An 11,780-nucleotide genomic window follows, 5' to 3' on the forward strand; every position below is an offset into this window, starting at 1 on the left:
GAGGATCCTCCGTTTCTGCTACCGTGGGGATACGGAGGAGCCTCCGCATCAACCCTGCTCACTATGCCAGAGCTGGAGTCGCACCCATGACGGAACTTGAGTCCCCAGGCGGTACCGCCGGTCTCGCCGGACGGCAGGTCGCCCGGATCGGCTTCGGGGCCATGCAGCTGGAGCGTTCGTCCGCCTCGCACGAGGACCGCCTCGCGGTCTTGCGGCAGGCGATCGAGGGCGGCGTCAACCATGTCGACACCGCGCAGTTCTACGGTGCGGGTCTGGCCAATTCCCTTATCCGCCAGGCGCTTTCGCCCTATCCGGACGACCTGGTCATCGTCACGAAGGTCGGCGCGGACAACCTGCCGGATGGCCAACTCGCCCTGCGACAGCGGCCGGCGGAGCTGCGTACGCAGGTCGAAGCCAACCTCGCCGCTCTCGGCGTGGAGAGGTTGGAGGTCGTCAACCTGCGCCGCGGCGACACTCCACCCGGGCTGGTCGCCGAGGGCGAGCAGGTCGTCGACATCGACAGCCAGCTCGCCGAGCTGATCGCGCTGCGTGAGGAAGGCAAGATCGGCGGCATCGGGCTCAGCCACGTGTCCGCCGACCAGCTGCGGCACGCCCAGCCTGCCGGGATCGTCTGCGTCCAGAACGCCTACAGCGTGCTGGACCGCTCCAGCGAACCGGTCCTGGAGCTGTGCCGGGAGCACGGTCTCGCGTGGGTGCCGTACTTCCCGCTCGGGTCGGCCCTCGAACTCGGCTGGGACGTCACCGGCAATCCGGTGGTCACCGGCATTGCCGCGGACCTCGGCGTGACTCCGGCGCAGGTGGCGCTGGCCTGGCTGCTTGTGCATTACGAGGGCACGCTGTTGATCCCGGGAACGGCGAATCCCGCGCATCTGGCGGAGAATCTGGCTGTCGGTGCGGTTCGGCTGCCTGCCGAGGCGATTGCCGCGCTGGACCTGGCCGCCTCTGCCGCACGTTAAAGCGTTAGCTCCAATGTGGACAATCGCGTTGCGTCGGCAAGGATGTCGATCTCCACGATCAGCCCGTCGCGCAAGGTGAACGCCAGCACCGACAAGGCGCGGCCGTCCCGCACGGCCACGATGCCGGGTCCGCCGTTGACCAGCGCGAGCCGGGCCAGCCTGCCGCCGGCCCGGAACAGCACGGCCTGCCCGGCGATCTCGGCCGGACCGCGGACCAGCTTCGACCCGGCACCACCCGTGTCGACCCGCAGTACTGCGTCCGGGTGCAGCAGCTCGACCAGCGCGGCGAAATCCCCGCCTCGCGCGGCGGCGAGCCAGGCCTCCACCATCCGGCGCTGCTGCCGCCGGTCGGGTGAGCCGGTGAGCGGCAGGCCCTGCACCCGGCGGCGGGCCCGGCTCGCCAGCTGCCGCGCCCCGGCGGGGGTCCGGTCCACGATCGGCGCGATCTCGTCGAACGGCACCGCGAACATGTCGTGCAGCACGAAGGTGAGCCGTTCCGCCGGCGCGAGCGCGTCGAGCACCACGAGCAGCGCCAGTCCCACCGAATCGGCGAGTACCTCCTGCTCAGCAGGATCGGCACCGTCGCCGGATGCCACCACCGGATCGGGCACCCGCGTGTCCAGCGGGTCCTCCCGCCGCGTCGAACGCGCGCGCAGCATGTTGAGGCACTGCCGCGACACCACCGTGGTCAGCCAGCTGCCGGCGTCGCGTACGTCCTCGCCGGACGCGCGGGAGACCCGCAACCAGGCTTCCTGCACCGCGTCGTCGGCCTCGGTGAACGAGCCGAGCATCCGGTAGGCCACCGCGCGCAACCGGCCGCGGTGCCGTTCGAACTGTGCCGCCCAGAAATTCTCGTCCTGCACTGTCACATCCTCTCTCCCCGCCGGGTCCTACCGTCAAGACCCGCCGAACGCGGGCGCTGTGACAGGAGGAGACCCATGCAGGCGCGGATGAACCACCCGGTCCAGGTACACCCGGAAGCGATGCAGGCGCTGCTGGCGCTGAACAAGGCGGCGCACGCGAGCACGTTGCCCGAGACCACCCACCAGCTGGTGCACCTGCGGGTGAGTCAGATCAACGGATGCAGCGTCTGCGTGGACATGCACGCCAGGGAACTGAAGGAATCGGGCGAGAAGGACGAGCGGATCTGGGCGGTCGGCGCGTGGCGGGAATCGCCGTACTTCACCGACGCGGAGCGGGCCGCACTGGCGCTGGCCGAATGCGTGACCAGGATCGCGGACCGGCCGGACGCGGTGCCGGACGCCGTCTGGGACGAGGCCGCGGACAACTTCGACGAGAAGGAGCTTTCGTCGCTGCTGCTGACCATCGCCGGGATCAACGTGTGGAACCGCTTGAACGGCGCGATCCGGCAGCCTGTCGGTTCGTGGTGACCGGGGGTGTCCGGCTCCGGGGCATACGTCCCGGAGCCGGACCCGGGTCAGCTCTTCGGAGCCCAGTCCGCCGGCCGCCCGACCAAGGCCAGCAGGCGCTCCAGCGCCGAAGCGTCCGCGCTCACCGGAAGCTCCGGCGCGAACGCATACCCTCGCCACCCCGGTACTCCGGCTGGATCGCGGCCGAGAGGGTCGCTTGCACCAGCTCCGCCGCGGCCGGCGGACTTGTGCTGGTTGAAATGGTATAGACCGGATTCTACGCAGGTACGCGGCGAACTGTAGCGATGCCCGTTCGACCCCGCTTTGACGGCCCGATCGAAGGTCACTCAGGTCCTTGCCGTTCTTGCCGAGCTGGTTCAGGTCCCGCATTCGAGGCCGGCTGGGCACTCCACTTCTGTTCGATCCGCCCAAACCGCCACACTGCCAACGCAATCAGCCACACGAGCGCGAACAGCCCGACGATGCCGAACCCGACATAATCCAGGTCCAGCCCGGCGATCGCGGCCAGCGGACCGTCGGTGATGTCGAGCTTGTCGGCCAGCAGCGAGACGAGTTCGATGGTGCCGATGCCGAGCGCGACCGCCACGGACAACGCGGTGACCGTGAGGTTGTAGTAGATCTTGCGGATCGGCCGGGCTGCCGCCCAGCCGTAGGCGTAGTTCATCAGCACGCCGTCGGCCGCGTCGAACAGGCACATTCCGGCTGCGAACAGCACCGGCAGGATCAGGATCGCGTACCAGGGCAGGGAAAACGCGGCCGCGCCGGCGGCGAGCACGAGCAGGCCGACCTCCGTCGCGGTATCGAACCCGAGTCCGAAAAGGACACCCACGGGGTAGATGTGCCACGGTTTGCGCACCGCTTTCGTGGTACCGCGCAGCAGCCGGTTCAGCAGGCCGCGCTGATCGAGCCGCTGCTCCAGCGCCGCCTCGTCCAGTTCGCCGCGGCGCATTCCGGCGAACACCTTGGCGAGGCCGGTCAGCACCACCAGGTTCATGATCGCGATCAGGTACAGGAAAACAGCGGACACCGACGTGCCGATGAGCCCGGCCGTTTCGTGCAGGGCCGAGGAACCGTCCTCAAGCTGGCCGGCCAGCGCCCGCACCCCGAACGAGAGCAGCAGGCACAACACGAACACGATCGTCGAGTGCCCGAGCGAGAACCAGAACCCGACCGACAGCGGGCGTTGCCCGTCGGCGATCAGCTTGCGCGTGGTGTTGTCGATCGCGGCGATGTGATCGGCGTCGAAGGCGTGCCGCATGCCGAGGGTGAACGCGGTGACCCCGAGTCCGATGCCGAAGCCGCCGGTGCCGAGCTGGTAGTGCCGTGGTGCCACGACCAGCACGAGCAGGCCCCAGCCGAGAAGGTTGAGCAGCAGGATGACCATGGCCATCGCGCCGATCACCCAGCGGTCACCGCTCGGCTTGGTCATGGATGCCCTCCCGCTCAGCCTGACCGCGAAAAGGCTATGCAGGTGAACGGATCAACCGCAACGGCCGCTCGTGGGACGTCCACGAGCGGCCGAGCCGGACTCAGCCGGCGCGCAGGTGCAGGGAAGTGAGTGCCTTCCGTACGTGCCCGCCGGACGCTTCGAGCGCTTCGGCGGCGTGAGCGACGTTGCTGCCCGACAGCAGGTGTACGAGCGCCACCTTGAGATCGCCGCCGGCTTCGGTGAGTGCGTCCGAGCAGTCGGCCATGGTCATGCCCGTGGCCTCCTGAAGGATGCGTACGGTGCGTCCGCGCAGCTTCGCGTTCGTCGCGCGCATGCTGACCATCAGGTTCGAGTACGTCTTGCCCATCTTGATCATCGTCGCGGTGGAGAACGCGGTGAGGATCATCTTCTGCGCGGTGCCCGCCTTCATCCGGGTGGAGCCGGCGATGGCCTCCGGCCCGGTCGCGACGGCGATCAGCACGTCGACGCCCATCGGCTTGGCCGCACGCGGGTTGGCCGAGACCAGGCCCGTACGCGCGTCGGCCCGGCTTGCCGCCGCCAGCGCACCGAGCACGAACGGCGTCCGTCCCGACGCGGCGAGCCCGAGTACGAAGTCACCGGGACGGACAGCCGCGGCCAGCGCCGCTTCGCCCGCTTCGGCGTCGTCCTCGGCGTTCTCCACGGCTTCGCGCAGCGCCTGCGTGCCGCCCGCGTGATGCGCGATGAACCAGTCGGACGGCACGTTGAAGGTGGGCACGAGCTCGGCCGCGTCCAACGTGGCCAGCCGCCCCGACGTGCCCGCACCGACGTAGTGCACCCGGCCGCCGCCGCGCAGCGCATCGACCGCGTAGTCCACCGCGAGAGCCAGCCGGGGGAGCACTGCGGCCACCGCGTCGGGCACCTTGCGGTCCTCGGCGTTGATGGCGCCGAGGATCGCTTGCGTGGACATCAGGTCGATGTCGACCGTGTGGGGGTTGCGTTGCTCGGTCGGCGAATCGACGTGCACCGCTTGACACGGGACGGTCATCATGCGCCTCACTTTTCCCTCACTTACCGGTTTCCCGCGGACGGCGGCGGCCGTCGGGCCTGACCCCGAGCCGGTGCGAGCCGACCGCGTCCCTGGTCGCGTCGAGCGCGCTGACCGACGCCTCCATGTGCCGTTGCGCGACCCCGATGAACAGGCAGTCGATCACGGTCAGCTGGGCGATCCGGCTCGCTGTCGCGCCGGAGCGGAAGGTGGTCTCCCGGGCCGCCGTGGTCAGCACGTGGTCGGCGACCTCAGTGATCGGGGACCGTGGGAAGTTGGTGACCGCCACGGTCACCGCGCCGCGCTCGCGGGCCACGCGCAGCGCCTCCACGGAGTCCGTGGTGGCGCCGGTGTGCGAGACGGCGATGGCGACGTCGCCCGGCTGCAGTACCGCGGCCGAGGTGAGCATGATGTGCGTGTCCGACCACGCGAAGCTGACGCGTCCGATGCGGTGCAGCTTCTGCTGCAGGTCCGCGGCGACGAACGCGCTGGCGCCCACCCCGTACACGTCCACCCGCCCGGCGTTCGCGACGAGATCGATCACGTTCTGCAGCTCGGCCACGTCGAGTTGCTCCGCGGTCTCCTCGACGGCGCGCGCGTCGGCGAAGCTGACCTTGCCGATCACGGAGGCCAGGTCGTCGCCCGGGCCGATCTCGCCGCCGAGGTTGCGCGTGGTGCGCGCTTCGGTGCGTGCGGTGTCCGCGGCGAGCGCGATGCGCAGCTGCGGGTAGCCGCCGACGCCGACGGCCTTGCAGAAGCGGGTCACGGTGGTTTCGGAGGTGCTCGCGGCGAGGGCGACTTCGGTGATGCTGCGACGGGCGACCGAGGCCGGATCGTCGAGCACGACCTTGGCGACGCGCTGCTCGGCACGGGCGAGCCCGGGCAACAGCGACCGGATGCGGACCAACGGGCTCGCGTCAGCGTCCCGGGCAGGCGGCTGACCTGCGAGGTCCTCGGACGGTGCGGCGACGACTACGGATCCGGCATCAACCGCCGTCGGAAAGTTACTAACCGTTGGCATTTGCGACAAGACTACCCACATCCTTCGGCAGGATCACAACCCGTCCGTGTCTGCGGACTTCGGTTTGCGATTAATCGTCGTAAAGAAAGTCGCTAACCGGGTCCGCCTTGTTAACGAGCTCAAGCTAACGACTTGGCAACTTAGTGTCGTGGGCGAACGAGGTCAGATCACCGGAACGGGCAGAATCCCTGACAACGGGCGACGAGCTGCTTACCGTGTGCTCAATCGCCACCCGGATGAGGACAGTTCGCCGGGGTTTCGCTCACCATCGAGAACGGTTCGGCCGCGTTCAGTGACTTTCACACCATCGAGTGAAATCCCGCGTCCGGTGTAATTCGAGTCGGTGGTGTAACGCCAGCGGAGCGTCATGGCTGAGGGTGCCGGGACGGTGGCGGACACGTGCCACCAGGCACGGTGCCCGTGTCCGGAGAGAGACGACACGGTTCCAGCGGGTGCACCCGGCCCGGTCGCCCGCAGGGGAACTGGTTGCCAATTGACGCCGTCGGTGCTCGCTTCGAGCTGGAATGGATCATTCGGTCCTTCGGTGTCGACGAAGGCGTGAAAGGACGCTTGCAGTGATCCACTCCGTGCGTCCAGCGGCGGTGTACTGAGCGTCGCTGTGGCGCTGTCGCCGGGGTCGGCGTACCACTCGTCCTTGCCGACCACCGGGCGGACGGCCATCGCCTTCGCGAGCGAAGTCGCCCAGACCTGCCGCGCGGCGTTGATGGACCCCCAGCCGCGCGTGGGGTGCACACGGTTGGTCAGAAGCAGTGCAAAGGAGCGTGACTCAGGGTCGATGACCAGCGTGGTGCCAGTGAACCCGGTGTGTCCCGCGCTCGTCGGCGACGACAGCGCGCCCATGTACCACGGTTGGTCGAGTTCGAAGCCGAGGCCGTGCGCGTCGTCGGGGAAGCGTGCGTTGTAGTTCGTCAGCATCTTCTCCACGGTGTCGGGTCGCAGGATGCGGTGTCCGCGGTAACTGCCACCGTTGAGGATTGCCTGGCACAGCGTCGCCAGGTCGCTCCCAGTGGAGAACACGCCGGCGTGCCCCGCGACGCCACCGAGCGACCACGCGTTCTCGTCGTGCACCTGTCCGCGTACGAGACCGCGCGGCGGGTTGCTCTCGTACTCGGTCGCAGCGATCCGGTTCAGCTTCGAGACAGGCGGGTTGTACCCGGTGTCGACCATGCCGAGCGGCGCCGTGATGCGGTCGTGCACCACCGTGTCCAACGGCTTACCAGTGAGCTTCTCGATCACGAAGCCGAGCGTCAGCATGTTGAGGTCGGAGTACCGGTAGGTGGTGCCCGGCGCGTTCTTCAGCGGGCTGTCGAGTACGGCCTTGCGTCGCGACGGGATGTCCGCGTACCCCTCCCACAGCGACGGCGAAGGGTCGGCGTCGAAGCCGGAGGTGTGCGTAAGCAGCTGTTCGATCGTCACGTCCTGCTTGCCCTGTACGCCGAACTCGGGCAGATAGCGCACCACCGGCGCGTTTACTTCGAGCTTGCCTTGCTCAGTGAGCTGTAGCGCGGCTATCGAGGTGAACAGCTTCGAGATCGACGCCAGGTCGAAGATGGTGTCGTCACGCATGGGTACTTGCTGTGCGGGAGGCAACTCGGTGCCCTTCGCATCGGCGTAACGCAGTGCGCCGCCCACGGCGTAGCGGCCGACGACCACACCTTGGTGCGCGAGCAGGCCGACAGCACCGGAGAAGTGCGGATGCCCGCTCGCGTCCGGCTGCGTCCAGTTCCTCAGGAACTGCTCGGCGTCGCGGATCGGCCGCTGGTCGAGCCCGACGTCGCCGGGCTCGCCCTCGCGCAGCGTGGTGCTCGCCGGAGCGAAGCCGTGCTGTGGCTGGTCGAAACGCCCTTGGCCGGGCCTGCTGGAGGTCGTGGCTGCTCCCGCCGTCGTGGTGGCCGCGAGCATGACGGCCAGCGTCGTGACGAGCACCTTCCTAGCACGTATCACCGGACTCCTCAGCGGTAGATCAGGTAGGGCCGTCGGCTACGGTCGAAATCGCCGAGTTCGGCGCGCCAGGCCCCGGTGATCTCATCGATTCCGGCCCCGGCGTCGACCATGGTGCGCAGCCGCGCGGATCCGGACAGCTTGTCGATGCCCAGGTCCGGCCGCCACCCGAACTTGTCCGGGGCGATCCGCTTCGCCGTCACCAGCATCGCCACAGCCGTGCGGACCGCGTCGAACACCTGCGGTTCGGTAACGGTGAGCTGTACGCCGCCGCAAATTTCGTTCACGAACTTGCTGAACGTCGGTACAAAGTAGACTTCGCGGAACGCGGCGCCGGGCAGAAGCAGCTTCTCCAGTTCGTCACGCCAGCGCCAATCGAGGCCAGGGGCGCCGACGATCTCGAACGGCCGGGTGGTGCCGCGGCCTTCGGAGAACACAGTGCCTTCGAACATCCCGGTTCCCGGGTAGACGAGCGCGGTGTCCGGCGTGGGCATGTTCGGGCTGGGGAGCACCCACCGCAAACCTGTGTCCGCGAAGAAGACGTCGCGCCGCCAGCCACGTACCTGGATGACTTCGAGGTGCTTCAGCTGAGCACCGTCGCCCGGCAGGAACTCGGCAGCGAAGAAGCGCGCGAGTTCACCGACCGTCATACCGTGCTGCTGCGCAATGGGCTTCAGCCCGACGCCTGACGCGAACTTCGGGTCGAGCACCGGCCCGGCGAGACGGCTACCGATCGGATTCGGCCGGTCGAGCACAACGAAGGCGGCGCCGACTTTCGCCGCTGCCAGCATCGCTGTGTACAGCGACCAGATGTAGGTGTAGAAGCGCGCGCCGACGTCGGCGATATCGAAGACCACGGTGTCGAGCCCGGCCTTCGTGAACAACGAAGCGAGCGTCGTTGCGTCGGCGCCGTACGTGTCGTACACGGGAATGCCGGTACGTGGGTCGTTGTAGTTGCCTTCAGAGCCACCGGCTTGCGCGCTGCCGCGAAACCCATGCTCGGGGCCGAAAGCCGCGACAGGACGTACACCTGCCGCAACCATCGAGTCGACGATGTGATCACCGTTCGCGAGCACACCCGTCGGGTTCGACAACACGCCGAGCTTGCGTCCGGCGAGGGGACGCCACCCCTGTGCAGCGAGCTGCGCCGCTCCGGTGAGCACGGGCTGGGCAGTCGCGGCCTGCGCCACGGCGGAGCCACCCGCGAGCGTTGGCAGCGCCAGCGCGGGAACGGCCAGGAAGCTGCGGCGGTTGAGGTTCACCAGGTCAGTCCGTGTCCGAATGGGTATCTGACGTTGTGTACGTCGGCCCCGGCAGGCACGTCCACGGGCAGCTTTCCGCTCGGTTTTTTCTTGCCCAGCACGACCTTCGCCAGCGCCTCCAGCGACGGCGTGAAGTACCCGTAGGTGGCGAGCCACGTGGGCACCGGGTTGTCGTACCCCGCGTCGTACGGGATCTGCGCGGCCACCGCGATCACTGGGTTGCCGGTGTCCATCAACGCTTGCAGGAGCTTGTTCTGCCGGGGGAAACCGCCGAGATTGTTGGTGAGCACCACGACGAGATCGGTGTTCTTCGCCGCTACGGCCGCCTGCGCGATCACTTCGTCGGACGGAGTTTGACCGGTCTGCAGGGCAGTCGCCTTCGTCCCGTGCGCGGAAAGGCGTTCGGCGAGCGTCTGCGTGCCGGCCACGCCCCAGCCGGTGACCAGCGTCGTGGCGGGTTTCTGCTTGAGCGGCAGTACTCCCGCGTCGTTCGCGATGGCAGTGATCGAACGGTCGGCGATGCGCCGCGCGATCGCCAGGTGCTCCGGCGTGCCGACCGACCTGCCGACCTGTGCCGGGTCGGTGAACGGCGCGGTCAGGATGCCGCGCTTGAGCTTCAGTTTCAGCACCCGGAGCACGCTCTGGTCGATCCGCTGCATCGGCAGGTCCCCGGCCTTCGCCGCGTCGAGCACGGAGTCGATCGCGAGCCGCAGATTCGCCGGCATGAGCAACTGATCCACCCCGGCTTTCAGTGCGAGCACCGGGATTTCCGCGTCCCTGTGCAGCTCGCGCACCCCCTGCATCTCAAGGGAGTCGGTGATCACCACGCCGTCGTACCCGAGTTCGCCACGCAGTTTCCCGGTGATGATCGGCTTGGACAGGGTGGCAGGCTCACCCGAGGGATCGAGGCTCGGGAACTGGATGTGCGCGCTCATGATCGAATCGACTCCGGCCGCGATCGCGGCCAGGAACGGTGGCAGGTCGATCGCCCGCCATTGTTCTTCGGACCGATCGATCCGCGGCAAACCGGTGTGACTGTCGGTCGCCGCGTCGCCGTGTCCGGGAAAGTGCTTGGCAGTAGCCGAAACCGCCTTCGACGCGGGGCCTTCCTGGTACCCGTGTACCTCGGCGGAAACGAACTCCCCGGCCAGCCCTGGCTGTCCGGAGAACGACCGCACTCCGATCACCGGATTGGCCGGATTCGAGTTGACGTCGGCGTCCGGCGCGTAGTCCTGGTTGATCCCGACCGCCCGAAGCTCCCGCCCCAGCACGGCGCCCACCTGCGTACCGGCTGAAACGTCCCGCCCCGCCGCAACCGCCATCGAGTTGGGGAATTCGGTCGCCGGCGCGCCCATCCGCGTGACCGTACCTCCTTCTTGATCGGTCCCGATCTGCAACGGAATACGTGCCCCGCTCCCGAGCGCGGCAGCCTGAAGGCCGTTCGACAACCGCGCCACCTGCCCGGGATCATCGAAGTTGTCGCGGCTGTCGTTGTTGAAGTAGATGACCCCGCCGAGGTGATACCTGCGTACCGCCTCCGCTGCGGTATCGACTCCGAAATCGGCCTGATTCTTCGGATCGGCTTGCTCGGCGGTCTTCCCGTTCACCCAGGTGACGAACAGCTGCCCGACTTTCTCTTCGAGGCTCATCCCGTGCAACACCCGTTTCGCGGCCACCTCAAGCTGCTTCGCCTGCGTACCTTTCGGCGCCTGCGCGCTCGTCACGTCCACCCCGTCCCTCGCGCCGGCCTCCGTTGCCGCCGCAGTACCGGAAAGCCCGCCTCCGGTAAGCACTCCGACCAGCGAAACGGCTACCACCCGAACGTGCCCACGAACAAGCCGACTTGCCACGACGCCTCCCAGCCTCGACAACCGCCGACGTGAAGCCTTCACCGCACAGCACCGGTATCGGGAAGCTACTCACACGCGCCCTGCGTTGTCCATCGGACAAGCGCCCGAACCCGCCCCGTTCACCTGAGCGGCTGCGCCCCGCTCGTCCCAACGTTGTCCCCGCCTGCTCCCGCCACCGCAATCACGTCACTCCGCATCGCCCTTGCCCACTGCATGCCGGGTTGGCTTCGCCGGACCGGCTCCGCTGCGTGAGCGGGGAGCGTCACCGCTCGCTCGGATGGCGGCCACCCTCGCCGATTGCGCTCTTGGCCGACCAACTCCGGGTACCCGGGAAGCGACAGTGTTCGGCCCGCCTGCCAGCCCAGGCTCGGCGAGCTGCCCTTGTCAGGCCCCGGCTCGGCTATGCCCGCCGGGGAAGCTGATTATTTTCCGCGCCTTGCGATGTTGTGTCCCGGGAAGCCGATCCTTCCCGGACTTGGTGTTCTGGTGCCTCGGCGTCGATGGTTCTCCCACGCCTCGGTGCCCGGCGCTCCACATGGTGATGACTTCTGCAATTTGCGGTCCGGCGCCCTGGCAAGCCGACGGCGCTCCTCGCCCTCAACGTCCCAAAAGGAGACACTTGCCACCCGCTCGGCCCAACTTCAGCAAACGAACCCGCCCCGCGCCCACGCACAACCTGCCCAAGTCGAATCCCTCACGGCACCGCGATGCCCCAAGCAGGCCCACAACCGTCATGCCCCGTATCAAGCCCCTCGACATCGAACCGACCCGCTCAGGCGCCGACCCCAAAACCCCCACACAAAACCACAACCCCCGCAAACACTGGCGGCGCCCGTCGGCCAAAGGCCAACGGGGGCCGCC

The 11,780-nt window shown here is 68.1% G+C and carries 9 protein-coding genes; 2 read left to right on the plus strand and 7 right to left on the minus strand.

Annotated elements, in window-relative coordinates:
* The first annotated feature begins 86 nt into the window (after positions 1 to 86).
* Positions 87 to 977, plus strand: a complete 891-nt coding sequence (locus tag D5S19_RS13335; RefSeq protein ID WP_120023651.1) for an aldo/keto reductase — start codon at positions 87 to 89, stop codon at positions 975 to 977.
* Here D5S19_RS13335 and D5S19_RS13340 read toward each other — a convergent pair.
* Positions 974 to 1,840, minus strand: a complete 867-nt coding sequence (locus tag D5S19_RS13340) for a sigma-70 family RNA polymerase sigma factor (RefSeq protein ID WP_120023652.1) — start codon at positions 1,838 to 1,840, stop codon at positions 974 to 976. The genes D5S19_RS13335 and D5S19_RS13340 overlap by 4 nt on opposite strands.
* 75 nt (positions 1,841 to 1,915) lie before the next feature.
* Here D5S19_RS13340 and D5S19_RS13345 point away from each other — a divergent pair, with 75 nt between their 5' ends.
* Positions 1,916 to 2,368, plus strand: a complete 453-nt coding sequence (locus D5S19_RS13345; RefSeq protein WP_120023653.1) for a carboxymuconolactone decarboxylase family protein — start codon at positions 1,916 to 1,918, stop codon at positions 2,366 to 2,368.
* A gap of 322 nt (positions 2,369 to 2,690) precedes the next feature.
* On the opposite strand, the gene nicT is transcribed toward D5S19_RS13345, so the two are convergent.
* From nicT to D5S19_RS13380, 6 genes are all read right to left on the minus strand, one after another.
* Positions 2,691 to 3,797 (minus strand): Nickel transporter NicT, encoded by a 1,107-nt coding sequence (gene nicT, locus D5S19_RS13355; RefSeq protein WP_120023655.1) that lies wholly within the window; start codon positions 3,795 to 3,797, stop codon positions 2,691 to 2,693.
* A gap of 100 nt (positions 3,798 to 3,897) precedes the next feature.
* Positions 3,898 to 4,827, minus strand: a complete 930-nt coding sequence (locus D5S19_RS13360) for an N-acetylmuramic acid 6-phosphate etherase (RefSeq protein WP_120023656.1) — start codon at positions 4,825 to 4,827, stop codon at positions 3,898 to 3,900.
* A gap of 16 nt (positions 4,828 to 4,843) precedes the next feature.
* Positions 4,844 to 5,845, minus strand: a complete 1,002-nt coding sequence (locus D5S19_RS13365) for a MurR/RpiR family transcriptional regulator (RefSeq protein WP_199730477.1) — start codon at positions 5,843 to 5,845, stop codon at positions 4,844 to 4,846.
* A gap of 210 nt (positions 5,846 to 6,055) precedes the next feature.
* Complete coding sequence (locus D5S19_RS13370) at positions 6,056 to 7,768, minus strand: serine hydrolase domain-containing protein (protein ID WP_120023673.1); 1,713 nt, start codon at positions 7,766 to 7,768, stop codon at positions 6,056 to 6,058.
* Positions 7,769 to 7,818: 50 nt separating this feature from the next.
* Positions 7,819 to 9,069 carry an exo-beta-N-acetylmuramidase NamZ family protein gene (locus D5S19_RS13375; protein ID WP_120023658.1) on the minus strand — a complete coding sequence of 417 codons (1,251 nt, stop codon included), beginning with the start codon at positions 9,067 to 9,069 and terminating at the stop codon, positions 7,819 to 7,821.
* Positions 9,066 to 10,718, minus strand: coding sequence for a glycoside hydrolase family 3 protein (locus tag D5S19_RS13380; RefSeq protein WP_199730485.1), 1,653 nt, complete (start codon positions 10,716 to 10,718; stop codon positions 9,066 to 9,068). Before D5S19_RS13380 ends, D5S19_RS13375 begins: the two co-directional genes overlap by 4 nt.
* Between the last annotated feature and the right edge of the window lie 1,062 nt (positions 10,719 to 11,780).

It is taken from the genome of Amycolatopsis panacis (assembly GCF_003600245.1).
Lineage (GTDB): Bacteria > Actinomycetota > Actinomycetes > Mycobacteriales > Pseudonocardiaceae > Amycolatopsis > Amycolatopsis sulphurea.